Raw genomic sequence first — 26,560 nt, forward strand, 5'->3', positions numbered from 1 at the left:
TTAACTTAAAGCCCGCGAATAGCGGGCTTTTTCTTTTTAAAGGAGAGCTTAATGCCTGCTCTACAGAAATCATTTGGCTCTTTTGAAATTAAGAGCACGAACGAGGAAAAGCGAACTTTTAAAGGGATTGCAAGCACACCAAATGCAGACCGCGCAAAAGACATCATGGTCCCAAGCGGGGCTAAGTTCGAGCTTCCAATGCCACTTCTTTTCCATCATGAGCACAGTGCTCCGATCGGACAGGTCATTGATGCAAAGGTGACTGATAAGGGAATCGAAGTAGAGATTCATATCCCAGAAATCATAGAAGAAGGGAACTTAAAAGCCCGTGTCGATGAAGCCTATCAAAGCCTCAAGTATGGATTAGTTAAAGGGCTTTCAGTTGGGTTTTTAGCCGATTGGGAACAGGCCCAATTTATCGAAGGTGGTGGCATCCAGTTTAACGAATGGGAGTGGTACGAACTCTCACTGGTGACCATTCCATGCAATCGCGACAGTTCAACAGATTATTCAAAAGCTTTCGAGGAATACAAAGCCGCGTTGGGCAATAAACCTCAGAAACCCGCAGCAGATGGCGTTTCATCTGAGCAAAAACACGTAATCGTAAAACTTGGTAGCCCAACTAAGGGTGGAGTATCTCTATGAATAAATATTTAAAACAATTGCTTGATGCGTTGGCAAAAAAACAAGCAGAAAAGCAAGGTGTTATCACTAAAGCATTGGATGATCAGCGCACACCCAATGAAGAAGAAGAAGAGCAAATTACTGCAATTGATCAAGAAATTGCCACAATTCAAAAAAATATTGATCGTGTAAAAGACATGATCAAACAAGCCGAAGAGGCTGGGGAAAATGGAACACCTGTAGCAGGTGGCAGTCCAGAAGAGGCTGCTAATACCGCTGGTGGTGGTAATCCAGCACCACGTGTTGAGGTTGAATCCAATCTTGAAAAAGGTGTTGGTTTTGCAAAATTTGTAAAGTGTCGAATGATTGCCTCAATTGAAGCGAAGAAGGGCAATTATAAATCAGCAGTTGATGTTGCTAAAAGCTTAGGTGAGCCGCCAGAAGTAATTGCTTTAATTGAAAAAGCCACCCTAGGCACAACGACTGATGCTGGTTTTGCTTCACCATTGGTGCATACAAACCGTTTAGTAGGTGAATACATTGAATTGCTTCGCGCTAATACAGTGCTTGATAAGCTGCAATTCCGAAAAGTTCCATTTAATGTTGAAATTCCCGCGCAGGCGACAGGTTCTATGACGGCTTGGGTTGGTGAGGGCGAGGCCAAGCCTTTAACTAATCCAACTTACGCAGATGTCAAAGTCGGCAAGCATAAAGTAGCTGCAATTGTGGTTTACACCCTTGAGCTTTTAGAGGGTAGCGATCCAGCAGTTGATGTATTAATTCGTGATGACTTGGTTGCTTCATCTGCTCAATTCACTGATGCTGAATTCCTTAGCGCTAGTGCAGGAACCACCAAAAAGCCAGCAGGTCTTTTAAATGGCGTTACGCCAATTACTTCAACAGGTAATACACCTGAAGCAGTTGCTAATGACTTGCGCGCTTTACGTGCTCAGTTCCTATCTAACAACCTTTCTCTTGCTGGTGCTTACTACCTTATGAGTGAAGTTAAGGCTGCAGAGCTTGCAGATATGCGCGATGCTTTAGGCAATACCTACTTTAAAGGCATGGAAGCAGGACTTAATCAGAAGACCTTAGGCGGCATCCCAGTTATTGAATCTGAAACTGTGGGTGATGTGATTATTCTTGTTAAAACATCTGAAATTCTGATGGCAGATGGTGGTCAAGTTGAAATTGCTTACTCTGACCAAGCAACTTTAGTTGATGGAACAACTGTTCATAACTTATGGCAAGAAAACAAATTTGCTATTCGTGCTGAACGTTTTGTTTCTTGGGCTAAACGCCGTCCGATTGCTGCAAGCTTCATTCAATACACTTAATTGTTTGAATCTATTGATTAAAAAACAGCCCTTAATTGGGCTGTTTTTATATCTAAGCATCACAATTGTTTAGCTATAGGAACAGTCTCATGAAAATTGAATATTTAAAGCAGATGCATGATGCCAATGTTGGTGACATTAAGGATGTACCAGACTTGGCAGCAAATGTCCTAATTAAAATAGGTGTTGCAAAGCCTTATGAAGAGCAAAAAAAGGCATCAGTAAAACCTAAAAAAGAAGTAAAACCAATCGAATAAGGCGGTAAATATGGGCATTAGAGACTGGTTTAAAAGTAAAAAAAGCCTCCAAAGTGTCCATAATTCTGGGCAGAATGTTTGGAACAGCTTAACCGTACAGGAGCCATATTCTGGCGCATGGCAGAAAAATGACGAATTAACACGCACTGAACTAACAGCATCTCATGCAGTATTTTCTTGTGTAAGCCTTATTTCCAAAGATATCGGCAAACTTCCCATTGTACTCAAAACTAAAGTTGATGGTGTTCTGGTACATGCTGACATCCCAGAAAAGCTTCGGGTGTTAAAAAAGCCAAATAACTATCAGACATGGCAACAGTTTCAAGAACAATGGACATCAAGTCTATTATTGCGCGGCAATACCTACGTTTGGAAATTACGCGATGCCTTTGGTGAGGTTTATCGAATGGTGGTTTTAAACCCCGATTTGGTAACACCGCTAATTGATAAAAATGGGAATGTCTTTTACCAATTAAGTAAGGATTGTTTGACTCAGGCAGAATCTGAAATTCTACCAGCTTCTGAAATTATTCATGATCGAATCAATACCTTTTACCACCCTTTAGTTGGCTTATCTCCAATTATGGCGTGTGGCGTTGTTGCCAAAATGGGGGTAAAGATCATCAATAATGCTGCAAATTTCTTTGGAAACGGAAGTAGACCGGGTGGAATTTTGGTTGCACCCGGACCAATCTCAAAAGAAAAGGCTGAAGAAATTCAAGCACGATGGAATCAAAACTATTCTGGGGCAAATTACGGTAAAACGGCTGTCATTGGTGACGGAATGACTTATACCGTTTTGGGTATGAGTGCTGCTGATTCCCAAATGCTTGAGCTTCTGGAGATGTCTGGCCGTGTGGTCTGTAGTGTGTTTAATGTTCCACCTTTTAAGGTTGGCATAGGAACAGTGCCAGATGATCCAGAAAAGGCAAATGGAATCTATTATTCCGACTGCCTACAAGCATTCATTGAATCGCGTGAAAATCTGATTGATGAAGGTTTGAATCTTGAAGACTTTAAATTAGAGAGTTTTCTTGATCTTGATACTTTAATTCGCATGGATTCAGAAAGATTCCACAACATGATCCGTGAAGATGTTAAAGGCTGTATTTTGACCCCAGATGAAGGGCGGGCAAAAATTGGCATGCTTCCTGTGCCTGGTGGTAATGCTATTTATATGCAGCAGCAAAACTACTCACTAGAAGCTCTTGCTAAGCGTGATGCCAAAGACGATCCATTTGAAAAATCCGATAGTTCAAAAAAATCAGATGACCAAAAGTCGTTTGAATCTTTGTACCGTGGTGTCTTTTCTGATTCAGTGCCTTATCAAAAGGGCCAATTCGTAACGCACAAAGGAAGCCTATGGCATTGCGAAAAAGATCACACTGGGGAATTTAACCATTCAAGCTTTAAGCTTTGTGTGAAGGGGGCTAAATAATGCCTATTACTGACCTAGCAACTGTTAAAGCTCACTTGCGTTATGACACAAACGATAATGATTTGGAGCTTGATGCATATAGAGAAGCAGCAGAGCAGGCTGTTTTGGATTATGTAACCGATGAATTTGAAGATGGCAATTATCCAAATCAATTTAAAGTAGCGGTTCTTCTTCTGTGCGGTTATTACGATAGCAATCGAAATCTTGAAAATGGAATGATGGTTGATGACAATTATCTACCACCTCCAGTAAGAGCTTTGCTCTATAAATTTCGCAATCCTACTGCTATTTGAGGTATTTATGGGACAGAAAGCAAGCGACCTACGTCACCGCATCACTATTCAAAAAGCAATTCAAACCCAAGACCAAAACACAGGAAAATTAATCACCTCATGGTCTAATTTTGCAACAATTTGGGCGGAAGTTACTGACCTTTCAACAAGGGATGTTATTGCGGCTAAAGCAGCAAACAGCGCAATACAAGCCCGTGCTAAGGTGCGATATAGCAGCGCTACAAAACAAGTTGATAGCACAATGCGGGTTCTTTTTGATGGTTACTATTACAAGATTGATGGGAACCCAATGCGAGACCCAGACTCACGCCGTGAGTATTTAACTATCAACCTTGCAACAGGTGATAAAGCATGGAATGGGTGATTTATGGCTACTCAAATACATGGCTTGGAGCCTGCATTAAGACGAATGCGGGCAATTGGTAATGACAAGACTGTAAAACGTATTGCCCGTAAAGCGATGCGGCAGGCAATGAACATTGCAAGAGATGCAGCTCGTCAAAAAGTTAAACGCCTAGATGATCCTACCACTCCCGAAAAAATCTGGAAAGAAATTGTGGTTCAAAATGGCCGGAGTAGAAATAAAAACACTTTGGTTATGCGTGTGGGAGTGCGTGGTGGGGCACGTATTCCATATACAAATAATGCCCAAAATAGACGTGCTGGTCGTGTTGGTCAAACTTACCAAGCGGACGGACGAGTCTTTTACTGGCGATTCCTTGAGTTAGGCACAAGTAAACAGCCTGCTACTCCGTTTTTACGCCCTGCTTTATACGAAAACATTGAACAAGTTACCGATAAATTTGTTCAGGTGTTTAATTTTGAACTCAGCGTGGTTTTAGGTGCAGCTTAATGATTGATGTTCCAATTTTTAAATTAGCCAGAGCAGATCCAGCGGTTAAGGCTCTACTTGAAAGCGATGGAATTTTGCGAGTCTGGAAGTTTGGAAGTGCTCCAGATGAGCCACAAGCGCCATATGTGACATGGCAAACAATTTCTGGTGATTCAAATAGCAACCTTGATTCACGTCCTGTTTCAGATAATGCAATTATTCAAATTGATGTATACGCAACAGATGAAGATGTTGTGGAGCAAGTTGCAACTGCAATGAGAGATGCAATAGAGCTTGATTGTTATGTGGTTCGTTATGGCGAGGCAGATAAGGACCCCGTAACAGGCATGCCTCACTATTCTTTTGATGTTAGCTGGATCGTAAACCGCTAATAAAACTTAAACCATATTCACTTAGCACCCATTTCGGGTGCTTTTTTATGCCTAAAATTAAGGAGCGCTCTTAATGGCTAATGTTAAAACTCAAAAAACACAGTTATTTACTGTGTTAAATGGTCAAGTGGTTCGTTTTGTTTGCTCTAAACGGATTGACTTGGGGCAAGATTCATTTCAAAAAATTGATGTGACTTGTCTTGATGCAGAATCAAAACAGTATATTCGCGGTATGCGTGATCCCGGCGAAGGTGCAGTAGAAATCGATTACGATGATACGAACACCAGTCATGACAAATTAATTGAAATTGCCGAATCCGGAGAGATTTTGGAATGGCATGTTGGTTCGGGTCATGCTGCAACGCCTCCGACCTATGATCCAACCACTGGTATTGATCTTCCTGAAGATCGCATGTGGTGGTCATTCAAGGGCTATATTAACCCTACAGCACCAAATGCTTTTGAAGTCGATTCTGTAGTTGGTTATTCATTCACATTGATTCGTACTTCTGGCGTAACTGCAACTAAACGCACGGTGGCTCCATAATGGCTAAGATCAGCATTACAGACTTAAAGCAGAGTGTAACTACTCTAAACGTTCCAGTTAAAAAAGCCGTCAAGTGGAATGTTGAAGCGACTGAAAGTAATATTGAGTCACTTAAAAAATTGACGAAAAACAATTCATTAGAACTTGGTGATATTGTTGAGCTTGAAGCTGATATTTTTGTCAAAAAAATGAACTTCAAGGAAAGTCGCGAGGCATCCAAAGCAATTGAATGGGATCTTAATTATGAGAATCTTGAGGATTCAAAAGTTAAGAAAATCGATTCAACTCACATGCAAGCTGCTCAATTACTTGGTTCAATTTGCTCAGATCAAAAGGGAACACCTTTTTTCTCAAGTGTTAATGACATCTATAAAGCAGAGCCTAGTTTAATAAATGCTATGTATGCTGCTGCTGATGAAGTTAATAATTTTTTGGGAAAGTCTCGGAAGAAGAGCTTGCAGACAGAGAACTCCTCATTGAACTCGTCCTCAACGGAATCGGCGGAAACACCTTAGAAGAAGCTGAACAAAAACTTTCACATAAAGAGTTGATGGAATGGAGAGCCTACCGTCAAAAGTATGGCTCTCTTTTCTTTGGTCGCCGTTTAGAGCAAAGCTTTGGAAGCTGGATGGCACATTACACAGGCTTCAAAGTTAAAGAGGGAACAAAAGTAGACCCTTATATATTTATGCCTCATGAAACGCCACCAGACGATGACAATTCATTGTCATTAGAGGAATATCTAGAAAGGTTCCATAGTAACTAACCCTATCATAAGGTGGGGCATGTGACATTTACACACCGTTTTGTTAAATTGAAAAAAAGTGAAAAACGGTGTGTAAATGAATAAGTTTTTAATTATTGTTATTCTGGGCTGTTTGTTGCTTGGATGTGGAAAAACAGAACAAGAAAAACTCAATGACGAAAGGCAGAAACTCGACTTACAAGTGCAAAAAATTGTTAGAGATGTGTTAAAAGATGGTGATACAGCTAAGTTTCGTAATCAATGGGAGCTATGCGGTGAGGTAAATGCTAAAAATAGTTTTGGCGCCTATACTGGCTTTCAGCGCTACATAATCACAAAAGAAAAAATATACTTTGAAAATGATTATAACTCTGACCCAACATCTATAGCAGCCTTCAATCAAGTTTGGAATTCTGACTGCAAATAGCAGTAAACATTAATTTTTAAAAACCCCGCTAATTAGTGGGGTTTTTTATTGCCCGGAGAAAAGTAATGGCCACAACTTCACTTGGCAGATTAACACTGGATCTAGTGGTTCAGACGGCTAGTTTTTCAGAGCCACTAAGTAGAGCTGAACGGCAGGCGCGAACATCGAGTCAAGGGATTGCTAATTCTTTAAATATTGCTGCTATTGCTGTAAGTGCATTGAGTGGAGCAGTGGCTGGTCTTTCAGTGGCTCAGCTTGTTAATTTTAGTGATCAAGTTATTCAGACTGGAAATGATATTCAAAAGTTTTCAAAACTTGCGAATGCTTCAGTGCGTGAATTTCAGTATTACGCCAAAGGGGCAGAAACTGCCGGAATTTCATTGGAATCTTTTGCAGATAAAATGAAAGACATGCAGGATCGTATAGGCGATTTTCAGCAAACGGGTGGCGGTCCTTTAGCTGACTTTTTCACAAATATCGCCCCTAAAGTTGGTGTAACGATTCAACAGTTTCAAAAGCTGTCCGGTCCAGAAGCGCTTCAACTATTTTATAACTCATTGGAAAAAGCTGGAGCCTCTACCAATGATATGAAATTCTACATGGAAGCAATCATTTCAGATTCTTCATTGCTTATTCCATTGTTAGAAAATGGTGGAGAAGGTTTTAAAAAATGGGGTGATGCTGCTGAGCGTGCTGGCGCAATTATGTCTGACGACTTAGTTAAAAGCCTAGCTCAAGCAAGAGAAAACCTTCAATTAATGGATTTGCAATGGCAGGGCGTTGAGGCAAGACTTGTAAATAGTGTTGTTCCTGCTATCGAAACAGTGATAGAGAATTGGGGCGACATTAAGGCGGTTACGATTGCTGTTTCTGCTGGTATTGCAACAAGATTTGTACCAGCTTTGGTTGTTGCAACTTATCAACTTGGGCAAACAGCATTGTTTGCAGTGCGTGCCGGTGTGGGTTTAGCAAACTTCGCTAGAACAGCTGGCGCAACAACAAGTGTAATGGCATTATTGGGCGGTCCTGCTGGGATTGGCATGCTTCTTACGCAATTGGCTGTAGCTGGTGGCGCCTATTATTTGATGTCTAAACAGACGCAAGATGCAACTGATGCACTTGAAGATCAAGGCCTTGTTGTTGATGAGCTAAGGGAAAAATATAAAAAATTAACAGCATCGCAACTAGCTCTTAAAAGTATCGAAGCTGGAGAGGAAATTGATAAACAAACTAAACAATTAAAAAGTTTGTTTATCGCTTTGGAACAATTTGAGAACGACTTAAGAGTTCAAGGTGACACTAAACAACTAACTGGTATTCAAAACTATCTTAAGAGTTTGAAAGAAGGTGGAGATGAAGCTAAGAATGCTTTTGCTCAGCTACAAAAGCAAGGCTTGGTTAGTGAGAGTACACTTAAGTTTGTTGCTGAATTAGATACAAAAATTAATGCTGCTAATAACACTATAGATCGTCAAAAAGAGATCCAAAAATTAGTTAAAGATGCCACCAATGATGCAACAAAGGCACAGCAAGACCAAGCAAAAGCTGTCAATGAATCTGCAAGAGCTTGGATGTCTTTAACACAAAAACAGCGAGAATATATTAATCAGGCCAACAAGGATGCTTTGCGTGAGAAGTATATTCAGGAAAATATGCGTGTAGGCGGTTGGACTAGAGAGAAGGCTGAATTTTTTGCTGATGTTCAAGCTAATACCAATGAAGAAAATGCATATAAAATTAAATTGCCAAAAGCGGTTGCTGATGCAGCACTTAATAGCTTTAATCGCAAAAACTATACTTTTGGGAAAGCTGAGTTAGAGGCAATTGCTCGTGCACAAGGTATTGCTAAGGCAAATAATTTTGCTCAGATTGAAAGTTTGTATGGTTTGCCTGCTGGAACATTAGCAGCCTTGATTCTTCAAGAGTCTGGAGCTAATGCTGGAGCAAGAAGCCATACTGGGGCAATAGGTCTTTTCCAAACAACGAGTGTATTTAGAAAACAGTATGGTCTTAATTCAAAAAGTTCGATTGAAGAAGTTGCAACAGCAGCGGCTAAAGACTTGCAAAAAAACTACCAAGACTTTGGTGATCGTGCAAAAGCCTTAATGGCCTACAATGCAGGTGCAGGTGGCTTAAGAACCTATTTGAAAGGTGGTCTATCAGATAGCAAGCGCAAAGAGGTTGCTGGTTACGTACCCGGTTTCCAAAAATGGTTCGCTGGAGTATCTGGGAAATCTACTGTAGATAATTCAATTTTAATGCCTACTCAGGCAGATCAACTTGAATTAATCAACAAAGCTGCCGAGTCTCAACAGGCTATTGATGATACAAGAAAAGAAGTTAACGCGCGGTATTACACTGAAGCTCAACGCCTTGCCAAGGAGCATCAAGATAATATTGATAAGATCACACTTGCGTACGCTGGTACACCACAGTTAAAAGAAAAGCTTGCTCAAGAGAATGCATTATATGCTGCTCAAATTGCAAAACTTGAGTCTGATAAAAAGGAAGAGTACAACCAATACTTTGCTTTTGAAACTGATCGAATCAAGCAGATTGAACAAAACTTTGATCGACAAAAAGAGTTAATCGACTCTAATGCCGAGTATGAGTACGGGAAATCGAAAAAAGCTTTAGAGATTAAAGCTGCTCTTGAGCGTCAAAAACAAGTTGAAATTGCTGCCGTAAAACGCGAAGAAGATGCACAAATTCAGTCGGCGTTTGAGGGTTATCTAAACCAGATCGAAATTGTTGTGAAGCGTTACCAACGTGAACGTGAAGAAATACTTCAAACTTATAGTTTAAGTAAACGTGTTCGCGAAGAGTTGGCAAAATCTAAGGATTATGCAATTTTTGAAACTTTAAACCAAGCCTCTGACAGCGTCTTTCAAGTTGGTCAGAACTCTGCTCAATCCCTATTTAATAGACTTAATCCTGAAGAGTTTTCAAAGTTTAATTTGCAAAATCAATATTCTTCGGATTTCGGAGGACTCCAAACATCCTATAACGATGAAGTGTCTGGCATTAAATTGATTGAAAATGAGAGTGAGCGTAACGCTCAATTGTTGGCTGCTCGTGAACAGTTTTTGAAAGCAAAAGCTGCACTTGATGCAGATTACGCACAAAAAGAGCGTGATTTGGATCAACAGAATTTTGAAACCAAGATGCAAGTTTATTCGCAAATTGCTGGAATGACGGGGCAGGTTTTTTCAGACATGACCGCACTATTAGAGCAAAGTGTTGGGAAGTCAAATGCGCTTTACAAAACTATGTTCTTTGCCTCTAAGGCTGCTTCAATAGCTCAAGCAATTGTTAACACAGAAGAGGGGGCTACAAAAGCACTGGCACAAGGTGGCGCTTATGGAAGTGTTTTGGCTGGAGTTGTTAGGGCAACAGGTTACGCTTCAGTTGGTATCATGGCAGCTCAAACAATCCAAGGTATGGCTCATAACGGTATAGACAATATCCCGCGTGAAGGTACATGGCTTTTAGATGGTGGTGAACGTGTACTAAACCCTCAACAGAACAAAGATTTGACGAATTATTTAAATAATCGTCAAAACGGGTCTAGTGAGGGCAATGTGCAAATCAGCCAACAGATTACGTTTGCTGATGGATCCGCAAGCGTCAATACACAAGGTCAAAAGCAAATTGCTGAATCTCTGAATAATGCAATGGACGCATGGGCTAGACGTGAAAGTCGTCAAGGCGGTGTCTTATTTAATCTTGTAAGACGTTAATTACCCAAGTTTAACCACTTTAACCCACTCTATGAAGTGGGTTTTTTGGAGCAAAATAATTGAATGAGCAACCGTAAATTCACTTGGTGCCAAGATCTAGAAGGCAACTCAGGTTCACAGAGCTTTAATACTTTGTCATCTAAGTTTGGTGATGGATATGAGCAAAATGTCTCAATAGGAATCAATAACCGAACAGGTACTTGGCAATATTCACGGACAGCAAAAAAAGCCGAAATTATGCAAATCAAAGCATTCTTTGATGACCATAAAGGAGCTGACTCGTTTCTTTGGGATTCGCCGTTAGATGGTGAGGTTCGAGTTAAAACAGGTGAATATCAACCCCGCTGTTTGGGCGGTGATGTTTGGCAAATCTCTACGACATTCACCCAAGTCTTTTATCCTTAATTTTTAATCTCTTTGAAGCCCCTCTTTAGGGGCTTTTTTTATGCGAGCAAGAAAATGACTAAGCAAGTTATTAATGTTGGTTCAGCTGCAAATGACGGATCAGGAACACCAGCTCGAACAGCTTTCCAGTATGTGAATGCCAACTTTTCTGAGCTATATGATTTCCTAACCGGAACCACTAATGCAACCACACTCCCCACAGCTCTACCAATTGCAAAAGGGGGGACAGGCGCAACTTCGGCAGCGGCTGCACGGACTAATTTAGGATTGGGTGATGCTGCAACAATGACAAAAACTGCCAGCAATACAGATGCAACTTTAGGGCGATCTTTAGCAGTTGGAAATTTTGGTATCGGGCGTGGAATTCGAGTTACAGACATAGATGCATCTGGAGATTTAAATAAAGTCATTACTCCTGGTTTTTATGGCAATGATACTTTTGCGTCTGGAACGCTGGCTTTAAATTTCCCAGTTGCAGGTCAAGTGGGAACATTGATTGTCACTGATATCAGTGGGACAAATAACTATAGAGCACAAATTTATATTCCGTTAACTGGTGGTTCAGTAAGCGGAAACTTTTTCTTTCGATCGACTTCAGATTTAGGTGCGACTTGGAGTCCGTGGACACGTTTAATTAGTAGCAATTCATTAGACTATCAACGATTACTTAACAATGGTTTTGCTGCAAATAAAAACTTGGGGTCAACAGCATTATCCAATTTTGATGCAGGTGGTTCATTTATTGGATTACAAGGCACTAGTGTAGGCGCAACTGCTGCAGGTGATTATCCTATGGCACAGGCACAATATATTCTTGGGCTGAATGCGAGTAGTGCTATTGAACATGCTGCTAATTTAAGTATTGCAACTTCAGCAACATATATCGGCTTTAGACGTAAATCATATCAAGGCTCTTATACACCGTGGTACGCATTGCGCGGAGAGCATAACACCACAGTCGATGCAAACGGATTTATTAAATCCGCTTCACCCGTTGCCAAACTCTTTGCTGACTCAATTGAGTTAAATGATGACGCACAAAAACAGCCAATCACTTTAGAAAAATTAGGTGTTGGTGATTACTTAATTAAAGGCTCTCTTGGTTTTGCTCAAGAAGGTTGGTATATCGAAATGCCAAAGGATGCAAACGGCAATGTGTTGGTTGCTGTAGCTTATAAGCAACTTGAAAACAATGATATTTCCATCAAGACCTATAAGAAGAAGTTTGATATTGAAACTGCTTCGATTGTTCCTGATCTGGAAAATCCCGTAGATATTCCTGAGGGTCGTAATATTGACATCCGTTTCCATGAGGAAGTTGTATTAGAGGAGACACTACCAGATGACACTGAATAGTGATTTCCAGAAACTTTATGTAGATGGGTTAATCACCCTGTATGAATTAGATGCCAGCGCTCTAGGAGCTGGCATTTTGCGATTCCATGGGCATATCTCATACGAAGATTGGGAAAAGATTTATGTCTCTGCGGATTTAACGAGCTGGAAAGCAGACACAGCAACGATCAAGGCCGATAAAGTTTTTAATATTGGCGATCAGAAAGTCTGGATGCGCAACATCATCTGGCAAGGACAAGTCTTTGAGCCAATGGCACTTGAAGTTTCTGGCTTAGAGATGCGCTCGGATGGCAAGGCTTCTGCACCCACTTTAACAATGGCAAACAACATTAATGGCATTCAAAATGCTGTTTCTGCTTATTGTCTCCAGTTTAAAGACTTTGCTGGGGCGAAACTTAAAGTCATTACCACGCTGGCTAAATATCTGGATGCCGAAAACTTCACGGCAGGTAATCCTACTGCTTCAAATGAGTTCAAGGAGCAGCTTTGGTATATCGAGCAAAAAACATCCGAAAATGCCCAGCAAGTGACCTTTGAGCTTTCAAATCCAATTGATTTTGAAGGGTTGAAAATTCCTGTACGTCAAATTACTTCACTTTGTCATTGGTGCATGATGGGAAATTACCGTGGTGAGGAATGTGGATATACCGGAGCGGCAATGTTCACCGATAAAGATGAGCCTACCAATGATCCAGCTTTAGATCGATGTAGTGGGAGTTTGCGTTCATGCCGCTTACGATTTGGTGAAAACAAGCCATTACCTTTTGGCGGGTTCCCTGCATCAAGTTTATTGTGAGGTTTTATGAAACTTACAGCAAAAACCAAAAAAGCAATCATGGCCCATGCCGATGAATGCTATCCGCATGAATGCTGCGGGGTAATTGTTGGAAAAGAATATATCCGCTGCCGCAATGTTTCCGCTCAATCTGATCAGTTCGAAATCCATCCTGAAGATTTAGCTATGGCTGAAGATCAAGGCGAAATCTTAGCTTACGTGCATTCCCATCCAGATGGAACAACAAGAGCATCGGAACTCGATCTGATTCAGATTGAACTACATAAAAAGCCATGGGTAATTTGTTCATATCCGGATCTGGATTTTCAAATATATGAGCCTTGCGGTTATCGCGCCCCTTTAGTGGGGCGTAATTATTTTCATGGCTGGCAAGATTGCTATGCGCTTGTACGTGATTTTTATAGTCGTGAATTAGGTATAGAGCTTATGGATTTTAAGCGGGATGATGCATGGTGGGAAGATAAAGACCATCCATCACTTTACCTTGAAAATTACGAAAAAGCAGGTTTCTTTGAAGTAGATAAACCAAAATATGGCGATATGCTTGTTTGTCGTGTTGGACGTACTGAACATCCAAATCATGCGGTTGTCTGGCTCGGAGATAACGGAAAATTGAAATCAGAAGAAAGTGAAAACTGCATTGGTTCAGCGTTAATTCTTCATCATCCATATAACCGCAAATCTGTTCGGGAAATATATGGTCAACAATGGCTTGAACGTACTGTAAAAATCTTGAGGCATAGAGATGTTAAAAACAATTAAGTTGTACGGCATCTTGGGGCAAAAATTCGGTCGTGAATTTAAGCTCGATGTCGCAAATACACGTGAAGCCATGCGTGCATTATCTGTTCAGATCGCTGGCTTTGAACACTTTATGTTGCATGCACATGAGCAGGGCCTACGCTTTGCCGTATTTTTAAAATCAAAGAACTCAAGTAATAAGCGAGGCAAGAAACGCCCAGCAATTTACGATCATGAAACTAAGCGTCTAATCACTGGTGACAATATCGGTGAAGAACAGCTTGATATGAATACTGAAGCTGAGGTTATTCATATTGTTCCACGTGTAGTTGGTGCAGGCGGTAATGGAATATTACAGACTGTTTTAGGTGCTGTGATGGTCGTGGTGGGAGTCTTAGTAACTGTAGGCACATTAGGCGGTGGAGCACCACTCGGTGCTGCATTGATTGGTTCAGGTATTGGAATGATGCTTGGTGGTGTGGCTATGATGCTTATGCCGAAGGTTGATACTACTCAAGACCAAAACCAAGATGGAAACAGAGCGAATAAAGGCTTTGGCGGTGCAGTTACCACAGTTGCACAAGGTAATCCTGTTCCAATTCTTTATGGTCAACGGGAAATCGGCGGCTTCATTGTGAGCGCAGGTCAATATCCTGAAGATCAGATGTAATTTTTAATTATTTAACAGGCGCTTTCTAGCGCCTTTTTTATTGCGTGAGATTTCTTATGAATGCAGTAGTAGGCGCAAAAAAAGGCAGTAAAAAACAACGGCAACCTGTCATTTCACCAGATTCTGCTCAATCGAAAACCTTTATCAAGGTTCTATATGGTTTAGCTGAAGGCGAGATTGAAGGTTTAGCTAATGGGCTTCAGTCAATTTATTTAGAAGAAACTCCACTTCAGAATGCAGATGGAAGCCTTAACTTTGAAAATGTAAAAGTTGATTTTAGAAATGGTACTAATGATCAGGAATACATTGAGGGTTTTCCTGCTGTTGAAAATGAGACAGCAATAGATGTTGAGTTGAAATCAGGCACGCCTTGGGTAAAAGCATTTAATAATCTAGATCTGGATGCCGTCCGTGTACGTTTCAAATGGGGTCCTTTGCGTACTCAAGACGCAACAAATGGGGATGTGAGCGGATTAACAATTGAGTATGCGATTGATTTGCAGACTGATGGCAATAGTTGGAGTGAAGTATTAAGAGCTAAAATTTCAGATAAGACTTCGGCAAATTATGAGCGTGCTCACCGTATTGACCTGCCAAAGGCTGATAGTGGCTGGTTATTGCGAGTTCGACGTATTACCCCTAACTCATCTTCTGAATATATCAGCGACAAGATGTATGTATCTGCGGTAACAGAGGTAATTGATGCAAAATTACGTTATCCAAATACTGCTTTACTTGGTCTTCAATATGATGCCGAGACTTTTGGAAACGTAGCAAAAGTTGCTATGGATACAAAGGGTAGGCTCCTAAAAGTTCCTACTAATTACAATCCAGCAACACGGCAATATGTTGGAATGTGGGACGGCACTTTCAAAGAGGCTTATTCCAATAACCCGGCATGGATCTATTACGATATATGCACCGTAGACCGTTATGCTTTGGGTGACCGATTAACCCCGCTAATGGTTGATAAGTGGTCCTTATATCGTTTAGCACAATACTGTGACGAAATGGTACCAGACGGTCTAGGCGGCCAAGAACCACGCTTTACTTGTAATGTTTATCTTCAGAGTGCCGAAGGTGCCTTTGAAATTTTAACGAAATTAGTTGGTGTATTCCGTGCTATCACATTTTGGGATGGTAATAGCATTATTTGTGATGCGGATATTCCCCAAGATACGTATTTCACTTATACGCGTGCCAATGTCATTGATGGCAATTTTGAATACTCAGGAACCCGTGCGCGTGATCGCCATAATGTTGTAAAAATTGCGTGGGATAACCCAGCTAATCACTACAAAACCGAATATGAGTTTGTTCGTGATGAGAAAGCAATTGCTGAAGCGGGCCAAGTTCGTATTTTGGAAATTGATGCTTGGGGATGCACTTCGCGCGGACAAGCGCAGAGAGCAGGTCACTGGGCTTTAAAGTCAGAGCAACTTGAAACACGCACAGTGTCTTTCAAAGTTGGTCTAGATGGACACATTCCTTTGCCGGGGAAAGTAATTGAAGTTGCTGATCCTCTATTTGCAGGTCGTGCAAATGGTGGTCGTGTATCTGCTATTTCGGCAGATCGTAAAAGTATTACTTTGGACCGAGATAATGTGGTTGCAAAAGCTGGCGACCGACTCGTAATTAATGGTGAAAATGGCAAAGCCCAAACACGTATTGTTCAGTCAATAGCAGGTAGAGTTATTACAGTAACCACGGCTTTTGATATGAATTCGATTGCTGTGCAAAACATTTGGGTTTTAGATGCTCAAGACTTGGCAACAATGAAGTTTCGGGTCATCTCTATTACTCAAGATGATAAACATCAATTTAACATTACTGCTCTTCAATACAATCCTTCAAAGTTTGATGCAATCGACACTGGAGCACATTTTGAAGAAGCACCAATTTCAATTGTTAATCCTACTGTTCAAGATGCGGTTACAAACGTCACCATTACAAGTGAAAGCCGAGTAGATCAAGGTATTAATATTGCCACAATGATTGTGTCATGGGCACAAGCCCGTGGGGCGGTAAAGTATCTGGTTGAGTGGCGTAAAGATGACGGTAGTTGGATTAAGCTTCCAATAACCGGCAACAACTCAGTCGAAGTACCAGGTATTTATGCGGGTCAATATCAAGCACGAGTAACAGCGATTTCAGCTTTTGAGATAGCTTCTTTACCGGCATACTCAGTTTTGACTGCATTGACTGGTAAGCAAGGGTTGCCACCAAAAATAGCTTTTATCCGTGCAGTTGGCACAATGTTCGGAATGAAAGTGGAATGGGGATTCCCGGCAACTGGCGCATTAGACACTGCATATACGGAAATTGAATATTCTACGACTTCCAATGGTGCCAATATTCAGCCTCTGGGTTCTTATGCTTATCCAACGACTTCACTACAGCAGCAGGGTTTGGCTGCTAATGTGACACTCTGGTATCGGGGGCGGTTGGTTGACCGGATCGGTAATAAAGGGGATTGGTCTAGTTGGGTTAGTGGCACTTCAACTGCACAGGCGAATGATATTCTTGATGCGCTTGATGGCTTAATTTCTGCAACGCAGTTAGATCAGGACTTAAGAGATACGATCAATAAGATTGATACGATTGAAGGTCTTGATGGAGATATCGGAAATTTAATTGACAAAGTTACTGCTCTTGAGGGTGAAATTGATTCTGCGAATGCAGCAATCGATGCTGAAACCCAGCAAAGAGTAAGTGATGTTTCTGGATTAAACGATAGCCTTACACAAGAAATTAGTGATCGAATTGCAGCAGATGCAGCTGAAGCACAAGCCCGTGCAGATGCAATTGCACAAGAATCTTTGGTACGGCAGGGTGAAGTTAAGCAAGTTTCTGATGCCGTTGCGAAAGAAACCAATGACCGCATTGCTGCAGTTAAAGGTGTCAGTGATGGTTTAACTCAAGAGATTCAGGCTAGAACTGATGGTGACCAGCAGATTCTTAATGCTGTCACTACCTATAAAGAAAGCACCGACACATCAATTGCAGCTGTTCAAGAATCGGTTGATATTGTTGCAGATGACTTACATGCTACAGCAACAAAACTGGACGGTGTTTACGCACAGGTAACACCTTTAACGGCTGATCAGAACAACTGGACCGCAGATAATGGAAGTAACCAAGCTGCTGCTTGGACAATTCAGTCAGCATTTGCTGAAGGTGATTTAGCCCTAAGTAAACGTATCGATGTTGTTAATGCTCAGGTGGGAAATAACCAAGCTGCTATTCAGCAAGAAGCCTTAGCAAGAGTCAATGGTGACAGCGCACTAAGCCAAAGAATTGATACGTTGAGTTCAGATTTTGGCAATAACAATGCTTCTGTTCAGCAAAAACTTATTGCTTTGGCTGATGCCGATGGAGCACAGGTTCAGGCACTGAATAATTACATTGCTTCCAATGACTTGGCTCTGGCTTCGGTTATAGACGATGTAACAGCAGTTGTTGATGACACTAGTGCAAATACACAGGCAATTGATGGTTTAAGAGCCAGTGTAAAGGTTGCCACGGATGATGCTGGCAAAGCACTTGAAAATAGTGCTACTGCCATAAGCAAGGCTGATACAGCGGTGTCTCAAGCAGGTTCAGCTTCATCAATGGCACGGGAAGCAACAGCAACAGCACAATCGGCAAGTTCAAAAGCAGATGGTGCTATTAATACAGCCAATACCGCTAGTAGTGATGCTGCAACTGCAAAACCAATGCTGCAACTGCTATCAGTAAAGCGCAAGCTGCTGCTGATGCTTCTAGTGCTAATGCATTATCTATTAATGAAATCAATGCTGCTTTAGAGGACAAGGCTTCAACTGGTGCGCTTGAAGAAGTCAAAGCGGATGTAGAGGATATTGATGGCGTTGTTAAAGCTCAAACGCAGAAGCTTGATGGTGTTTATGCAAAAGTTACTCCATTAACTGCTGACCAAAACAACTGGACAGCTGATAGTGGTAGCAACCAAGCAGGGGCGTGGACAATTCAGTCTGCTTATGCTGATGGCGATTTAGCTTTAAGTAAGCGCATCGATACCGTTTCAGCTTCAGTTGGTGAAAACACTGCATTAATTCAACAGGAAGCTACAGCAAGAGCGAGTGGTGATGCTGCTACAGTCCAAGCTTTAAATGTTTATAAAGCGAGTAACGATGCAGCTTTAGCAGCAGTGAGTCAACGAGTTGATATTAATACTGCAGACAATGAAGCAACCGCTTTAAAAGTTGATGCAATTGATGTCAAAGTCAATACTGCAACTGATCAAGCAGGTCAGGCACTTGAAAATAGTGCTACTGCTGTAACTAAATCTGAAGCAGCAGTTTCGGAAGCTGGGTCTGCTGTTACTGTAGCGAATCAGGCGAAAGCAACAGCCGGCACTGCCAGTAGTGACGCTGCAACAGCCAAGGCAAATGCAGCTACAGCATTATCACAAGCCAATGCAGCAGCAGATGCATCTAGTGCAGCAATTGATCGTGTTGAGTCTGTAGAGGCTGAACTTGGAGACAAGGCTTCAACCGGTTATGTGGATAGCGTGAAAGCTATCGTTGATGAGCAAGGGGATTTGATCAATGCAAATACAGAGCGATTAAGTGGAGTATTTGCAAAAGTTACTCCGCTTACAGCGGATAGCACTGCTTTAACAGCAGATAGCTCATCAACAGAGGCTGGCTCATGGTCATTACAGTCAGCAGCAGCTGAAGGTGACTTGGTTTTAAGTAAGCGGATTGATATTACTCAGGCTCAGATAGATGAAAATAAGGCAACTATTGCCTCTGAATCTACTGCGCGTGTAAATGCTGATAGCGCACTTGGGCAACGAATAGATACTGTTCAAACTCAGTTTGAGAGTAACAAAGCCACAGTGCAAAGCCAGATCAAAACGCTTACAGATAATCAGTCTTCACAAGCTACTCGAATTGATACTGTTCAAGCTTCTGCTTCATCTGCGAATGTAGCGGCGGGTAATGCACAAGCTACAGCCAACAGTGCACAACAGGCTGCACAAGCAGCCGCGACGGCAGCGGGTAATAAAGGGGAGGTAATTTTTGGATCAACAGTACCCGCAGCCGATAAACGCCTTGCACAAAATCTCTGGATTGATACAACAGGTGGCGCGAATACACCTAAGCGTTGGAATGGTTCAGCGTGGGTAACAGTAACTGATAAGGCAGCAACGGATGCGGCAGCGGCAGCTAATGCAGCTCAAAAAACTGCAAACGATGCCCTAGATAAAGCAAACACAGCAAACACCAATTTGGCAACAGTTCAACAAAAAGTGAATGCTGTGGCTGATGCTCAGAATGCGACAGCAGAGAAAGTTGATACTATTCAAACAACTGTTGACGGACATACAGCATCGATTCAGGAAGTGTCAAAAAGTGTAGATGGTGTCTATGCAGAGCAATTCATGAAGTTTGATGTGAATGGCCATGTCTCAGGACATGGTTCAATGAACGATGGTACAACATCAACATTCATCTTTAACTATGATGCAATTCAGTTTGGTACGCCTGTCGGTGTTGATGGTGTAGAACCTAAACCATTAATGACACTGCAAAATACTCCAGTTACTTTGCCAAACGGTACTGTTATTCCGCGTGGATTGTATGTCGACAATGGTAGTTTTGGATATATCAATGCGAATAGGATCTGGGCAGAAAACTTAAGTGTTATTAGCGCTGATCTAGGTTCAATTAAAGTTAAAAATGCAAATATTGATGATGGTGCAATTAGCACCCTTAAAATCCAGGATGAAGCAGTAACTGTTCCAATAGGTGTAAAAGCAATTGATGTAAAGACTATCACTACTTTTGCAGGTGGAGTTACAAGTGGACAGCCTAATAATGATTTTAACAACCACCTATCAGCGTGGGAAAATCATATAGGTACACTTTTACAAGTAACGTTAAATAGAAGTGGTGGAAAAGTTAGAATTGATGCTTCAGTAAATATTTGCACACCTACTTTTGGCGCTTTTAGTGTAAGTGACGGACGAGGTAATCCAATTGCAGCAAATGACAGGGCCATGGCTTCTTTTTATATTTCTATATATCGGAATGGAAATTTAATTGGACGGGGTTCATTAGGTGCAAATCTTGAAACTGGTACTATTAATGTCAATTTCAACGGGACTGCGGTTATCGTTTCAGCTATTGATGATAACAGTACTATTGGCAATGTTACCTACACACTTAAAGCAGGATTTGCTCGACAGGAGGGCGTTAATATTCCATTAAATGTGGAATCAAGAAGCAACTTTATGATTACTTCGAGAACGTTAAGTGTTATTGAAATGAAAAAGTAACAGCACCCAACCGGGTGCTTTTTTATTGCCTAAACGAAAGGGGGAAGGCATGACTGAAAATGAATCATACGGGTTGAGATTTGAAAAGAAAATTGACTCAATTCAGAGTGATATTCGCATGTTGTCAGATCATGTTACTCGACTGACTTTTATTAATGAAGCACACAAAGAGACTAGCGAACAGAACAAAAAGGATATCGATACATTGGATATCAAAGTCGCCAATTTAGAAAACCGCACAGCAGCGCAAGATGGTGGAATTTCTGTATTGCGTGTACTGCTTGGCATCTTTGCAGGAATCGTATTTTCGCTGTGCGCTTGGGTTGGATCTTCAATTATTCAATTAAGCCAAGATCAATCTTTAATTAAAGAGAAGGTTTCACGGTTAGAGGAAGCAGGACGATGAATAGTGAAAACACAAGAGCTTATCTAGCTTTCGCATTAGTGGGACTGATGTTTGTTTTAGTGATTGCTTTATTTTTGTGGATATGCCGCGAGAAAACAGCAATCTGATTAATACGGCATTGGGTTTTATTGCTGGGGCTATGACAACTGCATGTGGCTTTTATTTTGGTAGCTCTGAGTTAGAGAAAAAGAAAGGTGAATCCAATGACAACTAAACCATTCTTTGATGCTGCTCGTGTGATTGCAGGTGGCAAGCTTACACAAGCACAAGTAGATGATCTAAATAAGGTGGTCGATAAACTTGCGCCTTCTGGCATGACTACAAGTGATGTTGGTGTAAATCTAATTTCAGGATTTGAAGACACACGATTCAAAGCTTATGACGATGGTGTAGGAGTCTGGACTATTGGCACTGGCACAACAGTTTATCCAAATGGCGTGAAGGTTAAGCAAGGTGATACTTGCACACCTGAGCAAGCTAAGACTTACTTTAAGCATGACTTAGCCAAATTTGAAAAGACTGTAAATGAATCGGTAACTGTACCTTTAACTCAAAATCAGTTTGATGCATTAGTATCGCTGACTTACAACATTGGCTCTGGTGCTTTTAATAATTCAACCTTATTAAAGAAACTCAATAAACGTGACTATCAAGGTGCTGCTGATCAATTCCTAGTTTGGAACAAAGCAGGTGGCAAGGTTATGAAGGGCCTAGTTCGTCGCCGAGAAGCAGAACGAGCACTCTTTTTAAAGAAGTAACTTATATGTGTAAACGTACCAAAGTTGCATCGATCATCACATTGCTGTGCCTCCTATTCTCAGGTTGCACAGCTCACACTATTAATAGTAATGTGAATGTCTCGATTTGTGTAAGGGCTTTGTGATGTCGCAAGTCATGATCATGGTTTCGGAAGTGGGCAGAATGGAGAATACTTGCAATCTACCCGCTGATTTAGATAAGAACGGGAATGTTCTTAAAATCTATGACTATTCATTAAAAGAGTTGCCTATTAATTTGGATGGAACTGTGTCTTACAATGGCAAAAGATGGACCTTTGATAAGAAGCAAAGTTTTTAGTCTTTCCAACTATCTACAATATCAGCCCAGTCTTGCATCATTTTCCGTCTAGCCTCTAAGTGCTGCGAATGGTCGTACGATGCTTTTGTCTTGTTAGATTCAGCATGAGCAAGCTGTTTTTCTACCCAAGCTTCCTCATAGCCCTTTTCATATAGTAGGGTAGAAGCTGTAGCTCTAAAATCATGAGTGGTAACGCCTTTTAAGCCAATATATTCAAGCATACTGTTAAGCGTTTCTTTAGCTAACATGCCATCATTTTTCTTACTGAAAATAGCAGGGAAAACTAATTCGCTATCACCAGAAATAGTATATTGGCGTTTAAGAACTTCATAAACTTGGTCAGATATAGGGAGAATATGGATTCTGGATTTTTTCATTGCCTCTTCTGGAAATCTAATAAGTCTTGTATCAAACTCGACCCATTTCCATTGCATTTTTCTAATTTCAATTGCCCGAAGCATTGTATATAAGAGAATGAAGCCAGCATTTTTGACCGTTTCTGTTCCATTGTATTTAGGCAATTGAGTTCTTGCTTTTTTTCTTTCTTCTTTGGTTAAGGCTCTTGCATGTTTTACACGAGGGCGCTTGATAACATCGCGTACAGCATAAGTCGGGTCATTCTCTAGTCGCAATGTGGCAATTGCATAACGGGTTACAGCACCAATGAATCTTCGATTTTGTAAAGCGGCAGATTCACCTGTCATTTTTCCATTGGTTTCTTTAGTAACACGATTAATCGTATTATTTAAAATCTTCAATACGTCAGCCGCAGTCACATCTTTAATATTTTTTTTGCCAATAACTGGGCATATATCTTTTTCTAAAGCAGTATCGAACTTCTCTTGATAAATTTCAGACTTCAACGTCATACGTTTTTCTTTAAATTCGGCTGCAATAGCGTTGAATGTATTTTTTCCTTCTTCTAATGCCTTGGCCTTATTATTTTGTCTATCTTCTACTGGGTGTATGCCTTTGGCTAATTTTGCTCGCATTTCATCCTTTAAGATTCTAGCGTCTGCCAAAGTAATAGCTGGGTATTCGCCAAGACTCATAGAAGATTCTTTACCATTAAAAACAAACTTAAACCGCCAAACTTTAGCACCTGAAGGTCGGACTTCTATGTAAAGTCTATCTGCATCTAATATTCTGTAGACTTTTTCTTTAGGTTTCAGTGCTTTAATTTTAAGATCAGAAAGTTTTGCAGAGGCCATGAGGTAAGGGTAAGTAGTTTGTTACCCGCATTATTACCCGTTTTTTTGGAGGATGTAAACAAACTATAAGGAACTAATAAGAACAGCAACTTTTATAATTCAATAACTTAGCTTTAAAAAAGGAACTATAGAGAATTAAAATAAACATCGACACTTATTATTCTTTACTACTGTTGCTTTCGCCATAATTCAAACTTCCACAATTGTCCCTATTGTGCCGTAAACTGATGCCAAGGTGAAGTTTTTTCCCACATATCAATATTTCGTCTCATGTATAACTTTTGCTAAAATAGGCGCACAATACAATTAGAGTACTAGCGGATGTCTAAAACGCGTGTAATTTATCCTGGAACATTTGACCCTATCACGAATGGGCACGTTGATTTAGTTACTAGAGCATCAAGAATGTTTGATGAAGTTGTAGTAGCGATTGCAATTGGACATCATAAAAACCCTTTGTTCAGCTTAGAAGAAAGAGTTGCACTGGCGCAATCATCATTAGGCCATCTATCAAATGTTGAGTTTGTAGGTTTTGATGGTTTGTTGGTTAACTTTTTTAAAGAACAAAAGGCCACAGCAGTACTTCGTGGTTTAAGAGCAGTTTCTGACTTTGAATATGAATTTCAACTGGCCAATATGAACCGTCAGCTTGATCCACATTTCGAGGCGGTGTTTTTAACACCTTCTGAACAGTATTCTTTTATTTCTTCGACATTAATTCGAGAAATTGCTCGTTTAAAAGGAGATGTAACCAAGTTTGTTCCGCAAGCTGTGGTTGAAGCTTTTGAACGTAAACATCAACAAGGTTGGTAACGTGTCGTTATATATCACTGATGAATGCATAAACTGCGATGTTTGTGAACCAGTTTGCCCTAATGAAGCGATCTTTATGGGCGAAGTGATTTATGAAATCAATCCGGATTTATGTACAGAGTGCGTTGGTCACCATGACCAGCCACAGTGCCAATTATTTTGTCCAGTAGACTGTATTCCAAAAGATCCGCAGCATGAGGAAACGGAAGAACAGTTACTCGACAAATATAAAAGATTAATTGCTCAAAAAAGCACAAGCAATTAGTCAATAAATTTGTTAATATGCGCCCTCGAAGTGAGCCGGATGGTCGCTGCTGTGGAGGTCTCCGTGACTGAAGCAGGAGAGGAAAGTCCGGGCTTCATAGGGCAGGGTGCCAGGTAACGCCTGGGCGGTGAAAGCCGACGGAAAGTGCAGCAGAGAGTAGACCGCCTCATTCGTGAGGTAAGGGTGAAAGGGTGCGGTAAGAGCGCACCGCGTGTCTGGTAACAGTTCACGGCATGGCAAACCCCACCAGAAGCAAGACCAAATAGGAATCCTAGGTGCGGCCCGTACTGGATTCGGGTAGGTCGCTTGAGCGTATGAGTGATTGTACGCCTAGAGGAATGACCATCCTCGACAGAACCCGGCTTATAGGCTCACTTCACCTCATTTTATTGAAAATTTTTCTTGACGCGCGGTTAAGAAGCTAAGATAATGCGCGCACAGTTTACGGCTATGTAGCTCAGTTGGTTAGAGCACCGCACTCATAATGCGGGGGTCACAAGTTCAAGTCTCGTCATAGCCACCATTTTACAGACCACGCTCCTGCGTGGTCTTTTTTTATGCTTGTTTTTTGATTAAACACAGTTTGTAAAGACCGACTTCATAGTTCTGGCATTGTTTGTCTAAGCCAATTTCTTCATGTTCTTATAACACTTAACAAGGATGTTGAAGACATGAAAAGGTCATTATTATTTTTAGGAATTCTAAGTTTAACTGCTGGAGCACAAGTCTCTGCAGCTGATTTGAGTTGGGGTGATCCAACTTTAGATTCGGGTCAATTTAAAGTGTCTGGCGCAGTACGTTCTCGTTATTTACATAAAGATTATGTGGTCGGGGCGAATGAAGGTTCCCAAAATGATGACTGGCGACTTACTGATATTAAATTAGTGTTAGGTTATGAAAACCCAAACTGGATTTCAGGAGCAGATGCTCGCTGTTATCAATATGATCGCTTGTGTGATGCGATTTTTCTAAAAAAAGCTTGGGTAGGGTATAAGTTATCTGACCAACAAAAAGTCACGGCAGGTTTGCAGCCTGTTGATTTTGGCTTTGGTGAATTTTGGGGAAGTAGTTATTACGAAACGCTTTTAAATACCGTTGGTTTAGAAGATATTGATAATCTGGGGATTAAATATAAATTTGCAGATGACAAATACAATTTAACCTTAGGATTCTATCCAACTGATGGAGGAAATTATAAGGGGACATCAAAAGACTCAAGCCGATATAGTGGTAATTTCGTTGAAGCTGATGATTTAACTACAGGAACCAATATTGAAGAAAAAAATATGTGGATTGCGCGGGCCTCTAGAAAATTTGGGCTTGATAAAGCTCAAAAATTTTCGACCGAGTTAGGTGGTTCAGTTTGGTATTCAGATTTAGAAAATAAAAGAACAGATGAAGATGGACACCGCAAATCATGGAATGTATTTGCTCAAACGCAATATCAAGCATGGCAATGGATGTTCTTAGCAGGTAAGCAAGATGTCACTAATGGCGATAATTTATTGCCAAATAGCTCAACCATTGGAGCATTTGATTACCCTTATCAAGTTGCTAACAAAGGAAAATATCTGGTCAATGAAATTAACTATACCTTTGCTCAGCCATTCCACAAACTTGAAAATATTAAGCCCTATATCTCTCATAGCCGCTTTTTCAAAGATGAGGATGGATATAAAGACTCTGAGCGTTTAATTGCAGGCGTTTATTTTAATTACAAAGCCATTGGTATTCAGGGTGAATATATTATGAGTAAAAACGATCCAATGGTTGGTGGTGGGGCGAATGGCCTTGCACAAGGTAGCAGTAATGATTGGGATAAACTGTTTTATCTTTCAATTGGATATTATTTCTAGAAGTTAAAAGTAAACTATTGCCCTAAGT

27 protein-coding genes, 1 tRNA gene, 1 other RNA gene and 1 pseudogene are annotated in these 26,560 nt (G+C 40.9%); 29 read left to right on the forward strand and 1 reads right to left on the reverse strand.

Annotated elements, in window-relative coordinates; translation table 11 throughout:
• Positions 1-51 precede the first annotated feature (51 nt).
• From EGT34_RS15385 to EGT34_RS15495, 24 genes and pseudogenes are all read left to right on the forward strand, one after another.
• Entirely contained in the window at positions 52-645 is a 594-nt protein-coding gene (locus EGT34_RS15385) for an HK97 family phage prohead protease (RefSeq protein WP_031979550.1), read from the forward strand.
• Positions 642-1,961: a phage major capsid protein gene (locus tag EGT34_RS15390; protein WP_031979551.1), complete on the forward strand. Its 1,320-nt coding sequence runs from the start codon at positions 642-644 to the stop codon at positions 1,959-1,961. The genes EGT34_RS15385 and EGT34_RS15390 overlap by 4 nt, the downstream gene beginning before the upstream one ends.
• Before the next feature lie 89 nt (positions 1,962-2,050).
• A complete protein-coding gene (locus tag EGT34_RS21045; protein WP_162830747.1) occupies positions 2,051-2,218 on the forward strand; it encodes a hypothetical protein in 168 nt (55 codons plus the stop codon).
• 10 nt (positions 2,219-2,228) lie between these two features.
• The gene (locus EGT34_RS15395; protein WP_031979552.1) at positions 2,229-3,656 is read left to right on the forward strand and encodes a phage portal protein; all 1,428 of its coding nucleotides are present in this window, start codon (positions 2,229-2,231) and stop codon (positions 3,654-3,656) included.
• Positions 3,656-3,949 (forward strand): head-tail connector protein, encoded by a 294-nt coding sequence (locus tag EGT34_RS15400; RefSeq protein ID WP_031979553.1) that lies wholly within the window; start codon positions 3,656-3,658, stop codon positions 3,947-3,949. Before EGT34_RS15395 ends, EGT34_RS15400 begins: the two co-directional genes overlap by 1 nt.
• A 7-nt stretch (positions 3,950-3,956) precedes the next feature.
• Positions 3,957-4,313: a phage head closure protein gene (locus EGT34_RS15405; protein ID WP_031979554.1), complete on the forward strand. Its 357-nt coding sequence runs from the start codon at positions 3,957-3,959 to the stop codon at positions 4,311-4,313.
• Between the two features lie 3 nt (positions 4,314-4,316).
• On the forward strand, positions 4,317-4,802 hold the full coding sequence (locus EGT34_RS15410; RefSeq protein ID WP_031979556.1) for an HK97-gp10 family putative phage morphogenesis protein: 486 nt from the start codon (positions 4,317-4,319) through the stop codon (positions 4,800-4,802).
• Entirely contained in the window at positions 4,802-5,173 is a 372-nt protein-coding gene (gene gp17, locus EGT34_RS15415; RefSeq protein ID WP_031979557.1) for a tail completion protein gp17, read from the forward strand. The genes EGT34_RS15410 and gp17 overlap by 1 nt, the downstream gene beginning before the upstream one ends.
• 73 nt (positions 5,174-5,246) lie before the next feature.
• A complete protein-coding gene (locus tag EGT34_RS15420; protein WP_031979558.1) occupies positions 5,247-5,720 on the forward strand; it encodes a phage tail tube protein in 474 nt (157 codons plus the stop codon).
• Positions 5,720-6,235 (forward strand): phage tail assembly chaperone family protein, TAC, encoded by a 516-nt coding sequence (locus EGT34_RS15425; RefSeq protein WP_001074128.1) that lies wholly within the window; start codon positions 5,720-5,722, stop codon positions 6,233-6,235. The genes EGT34_RS15420 and EGT34_RS15425 overlap by 1 nt, the downstream gene beginning before the upstream one ends.
• A gap of 35 nt (positions 6,236-6,270) precedes the next feature.
• Complete coding sequence (locus tag EGT34_RS15430; protein ID WP_002021720.1) at positions 6,271-6,486, forward strand: hypothetical protein; 216 nt, start codon at positions 6,271-6,273, stop codon at positions 6,484-6,486.
• Positions 6,487-6,562: 76 nt separating this feature from the next.
• A complete protein-coding gene (locus EGT34_RS15435; RefSeq protein WP_031979559.1) occupies positions 6,563-6,892 on the forward strand; it encodes a hypothetical protein in 330 nt (109 codons plus the stop codon).
• 65 nt (positions 6,893-6,957) lie between these two features.
• Positions 6,958-10,632 (forward strand): transglycosylase SLT domain-containing protein, encoded by a 3,675-nt coding sequence (locus EGT34_RS15440; RefSeq protein WP_125305486.1) that lies wholly within the window; start codon positions 6,958-6,960, stop codon positions 10,630-10,632.
• Between the two features lie 63 nt (positions 10,633-10,695).
• Positions 10,696-11,037: a phage tail protein gene (locus tag EGT34_RS15445; RefSeq protein ID WP_000071085.1), complete on the forward strand. Its 342-nt coding sequence runs from the start codon at positions 10,696-10,698 to the stop codon at positions 11,035-11,037.
• Positions 11,038-11,091: 54 nt separating this feature from the next.
• Entirely contained in the window at positions 11,092-12,393 is a 1,302-nt protein-coding gene (locus EGT34_RS15450; protein ID WP_031979562.1) for a pyocin knob domain-containing protein, read from the forward strand.
• On the forward strand, positions 12,380-13,189 hold the full coding sequence (locus tag EGT34_RS15455) for a phage minor tail protein L (protein WP_042791358.1): 810 nt from the start codon (positions 12,380-12,382) through the stop codon (positions 13,187-13,189). Before EGT34_RS15450 ends, EGT34_RS15455 begins: the two co-directional genes overlap by 14 nt.
• 6 nt (positions 13,190-13,195) lie before the next feature.
• The gene (locus EGT34_RS15460; protein WP_031979436.1) at positions 13,196-13,951 is read left to right on the forward strand and encodes a C40 family peptidase; all 756 of its coding nucleotides are present in this window, start codon (positions 13,196-13,198) and stop codon (positions 13,949-13,951) included.
• Positions 13,935-14,600, forward strand: coding sequence for a tail assembly protein (locus EGT34_RS15465; protein ID WP_000920728.1), 666 nt, complete (start codon positions 13,935-13,937; stop codon positions 14,598-14,600). Before EGT34_RS15460 ends, EGT34_RS15465 begins: the two co-directional genes overlap by 17 nt.
• A 56-nt stretch (positions 14,601-14,656) precedes the next feature.
• A complete protein-coding gene (locus EGT34_RS15470; RefSeq protein ID WP_416376730.1) occupies positions 14,657-18,406 on the forward strand; it encodes a phage tail protein in 3,750 nt (1,249 codons plus the stop codon).
• A 362-nt stretch (positions 18,407-18,768) separates the two neighbouring features.
• The gene (locus tag EGT34_RS15475) at positions 18,769-20,904 is read left to right on the forward strand and encodes a hypothetical protein (RefSeq protein ID WP_228713127.1); all 2,136 of its coding nucleotides are present in this window, start codon (positions 18,769-18,771) and stop codon (positions 20,902-20,904) included.
• A 49-nt stretch (positions 20,905-20,953) separates the two neighbouring features.
• Complete coding sequence (locus tag EGT34_RS15480; protein WP_000138204.1) at positions 20,954-21,310, forward strand: hypothetical protein; 357 nt, start codon at positions 20,954-20,956, stop codon at positions 21,308-21,310.
• Positions 21,307-21,524: pseudogene (locus EGT34_RS15485) on the forward strand (hypothetical protein). Before EGT34_RS15480 ends, EGT34_RS15485 begins: the two are co-directional and overlap by 4 nt.
• On the forward strand, positions 21,514-22,068 hold the full coding sequence (locus EGT34_RS15490) for a lysozyme (protein WP_031975085.1): 555 nt from the start codon (positions 21,514-21,516) through the stop codon (positions 22,066-22,068). Before EGT34_RS15485 ends, EGT34_RS15490 begins: the two are co-directional and overlap by 11 nt.
• Positions 22,069-22,192: 124 nt before the next feature.
• The gene (locus EGT34_RS15495; protein WP_031979471.1) at positions 22,193-22,387 is read left to right on the forward strand and encodes a hypothetical protein; all 195 of its coding nucleotides are present in this window, start codon (positions 22,193-22,195) and stop codon (positions 22,385-22,387) included.
• Here the strand turns inward: EGT34_RS15495 and EGT34_RS15500 are convergent.
• Positions 22,384-23,598, reverse strand: coding sequence for a tyrosine-type recombinase/integrase (locus EGT34_RS15500; protein WP_017725138.1), 1,215 nt, complete (start codon positions 23,596-23,598; stop codon positions 22,384-22,386). The two genes, EGT34_RS15495 and EGT34_RS15500, sit on opposite strands and share 4 nt — an antisense overlap.
• Before the next feature lie 321 nt (positions 23,599-23,919).
• Between EGT34_RS15500 and coaD the strand changes: the two genes are divergently transcribed.
• The 5 genes from coaD to EGT34_RS15525 all read left to right on the forward strand — a co-directional run bounded on the left by coaD (position 23,920) and on the right by EGT34_RS15525 (position 26,532).
• Positions 23,920-24,411, forward strand: coding sequence for a pantetheine-phosphate adenylyltransferase (gene coaD / locus EGT34_RS15505; RefSeq protein WP_000047853.1), 492 nt, complete (start codon positions 23,920-23,922; stop codon positions 24,409-24,411).
• A gap of 1 nt (position 24,412) precedes the next feature.
• A complete protein-coding gene (locus EGT34_RS15510) occupies positions 24,413-24,676 on the forward strand; it encodes a YfhL family 4Fe-4S dicluster ferredoxin (RefSeq protein WP_001979799.1) in 264 nt (87 codons plus the stop codon).
• Between the two features lie 27 nt (positions 24,677-24,703).
• An RNA gene (rnpB, locus tag EGT34_RS15515) (RNase P RNA component class A) lies at positions 24,704-25,058 on the forward strand.
• Between the two features lie 64 nt (positions 25,059-25,122).
• Positions 25,123-25,199: transfer RNA gene (locus EGT34_RS15520), tRNA-Met, on the forward strand.
• A 148-nt stretch (positions 25,200-25,347) separates the two neighbouring features.
• Complete coding sequence (locus EGT34_RS15525; protein ID WP_000830721.1) at positions 25,348-26,532, forward strand: porin; 1,185 nt, start codon at positions 25,348-25,350, stop codon at positions 26,530-26,532.
• Positions 26,533-26,560: the final 28 nt, after the last annotated feature.

The sequence above is a fragment of the Acinetobacter sp. FDAARGOS_558 genome, from assembly GCF_003937785.1.
Classification (GTDB): domain Bacteria; phylum Pseudomonadota; class Gammaproteobacteria; order Pseudomonadales; family Moraxellaceae; genus Acinetobacter; species Acinetobacter baumannii.

Bases quoted from the DNA above. Each gene is read 5' to 3' on its own strand.
- EGT34_RS15385 (WP_031979550.1), top strand. From the start codon at position 52: ATGCCTGCTCTACAGAAATCATTTGGCTCTTTTGAAATTAAGAGCACG.
- EGT34_RS15390 (WP_031979551.1), top strand. From the start codon at position 642: ATGAATAAATATTTAAAACAATTGCTTGATGCGTTGGCAAAAAAACAA.
- EGT34_RS21045 (WP_162830747.1), top strand. From the start codon at position 2,051: ATGAAAATTGAATATTTAAAGCAGATGCATGATGCCAATGTTGGTGAC.
- EGT34_RS15395 (WP_031979552.1), top strand. From the start codon at position 2,229: ATGGGCATTAGAGACTGGTTTAAAAGTAAAAAAAGCCTCCAAAGTGTC.
- EGT34_RS15400 (WP_031979553.1), top strand. From the start codon at position 3,656: ATGCCTATTACTGACCTAGCAACTGTTAAAGCTCACTTGCGTTATGAC.
- EGT34_RS15405 (WP_031979554.1), top strand. From the start codon at position 3,957: ATGGGACAGAAAGCAAGCGACCTACGTCACCGCATCACTATTCAAAAA.
- EGT34_RS15410 (WP_031979556.1), top strand. From the start codon at position 4,317: ATGGCTACTCAAATACATGGCTTGGAGCCTGCATTAAGACGAATGCGG.
- gp17 (WP_031979557.1), top strand. From the start codon at position 4,802: ATGATTGATGTTCCAATTTTTAAATTAGCCAGAGCAGATCCAGCGGTT.
- EGT34_RS15420 (WP_031979558.1), top strand. From the start codon at position 5,247: ATGGCTAATGTTAAAACTCAAAAAACACAGTTATTTACTGTGTTAAAT.
- EGT34_RS15425 (WP_001074128.1), top strand. From the start codon at position 5,720: ATGGCTAAGATCAGCATTACAGACTTAAAGCAGAGTGTAACTACTCTA.
- EGT34_RS15430 (WP_002021720.1), top strand. From the start codon at position 6,271: ATGGAATGGAGAGCCTACCGTCAAAAGTATGGCTCTCTTTTCTTTGGT.
- EGT34_RS15435 (WP_031979559.1), top strand. From the start codon at position 6,563: ATGAATAAGTTTTTAATTATTGTTATTCTGGGCTGTTTGTTGCTTGGA.
- EGT34_RS15440 (WP_125305486.1), top strand. From the start codon at position 6,958: ATGGCCACAACTTCACTTGGCAGATTAACACTGGATCTAGTGGTTCAG.
- EGT34_RS15445 (WP_000071085.1), top strand. From the start codon at position 10,696: ATGAGCAACCGTAAATTCACTTGGTGCCAAGATCTAGAAGGCAACTCA.
- EGT34_RS15450 (WP_031979562.1), top strand. From the start codon at position 11,092: ATGACTAAGCAAGTTATTAATGTTGGTTCAGCTGCAAATGACGGATCA.
- EGT34_RS15455 (WP_042791358.1), top strand. From the start codon at position 12,380: ATGACACTGAATAGTGATTTCCAGAAACTTTATGTAGATGGGTTAATC.
- EGT34_RS15460 (WP_031979436.1), top strand. From the start codon at position 13,196: ATGAAACTTACAGCAAAAACCAAAAAAGCAATCATGGCCCATGCCGAT.
- EGT34_RS15465 (WP_000920728.1), top strand. From the start codon at position 13,935: ATGTTAAAAACAATTAAGTTGTACGGCATCTTGGGGCAAAAATTCGGT.
- EGT34_RS15470 (WP_416376730.1), top strand. From the start codon at position 14,657: ATGAATGCAGTAGTAGGCGCAAAAAAAGGCAGTAAAAAACAACGGCAA.
- EGT34_RS15480 (WP_000138204.1), top strand. From the start codon at position 20,954: ATGACTGAAAATGAATCATACGGGTTGAGATTTGAAAAGAAAATTGAC.
- EGT34_RS15490 (WP_031975085.1), top strand. From the start codon at position 21,514: ATGACAACTAAACCATTCTTTGATGCTGCTCGTGTGATTGCAGGTGGC.
- EGT34_RS15495 (WP_031979471.1), top strand. From the start codon at position 22,193: ATGTCGCAAGTCATGATCATGGTTTCGGAAGTGGGCAGAATGGAGAAT.
- EGT34_RS15500 (WP_017725138.1), bottom strand. From the start codon at position 23,598: ATGGCCTCTGCAAAACTTTCTGATCTTAAAATTAAAGCACTGAAACCT.
- coaD (WP_000047853.1), top strand. From the start codon at position 23,920: ATGTCTAAAACGCGTGTAATTTATCCTGGAACATTTGACCCTATCACG.
- EGT34_RS15525 (WP_000830721.1), top strand. From the start codon at position 25,348: ATGAAAAGGTCATTATTATTTTTAGGAATTCTAAGTTTAACTGCTGGA.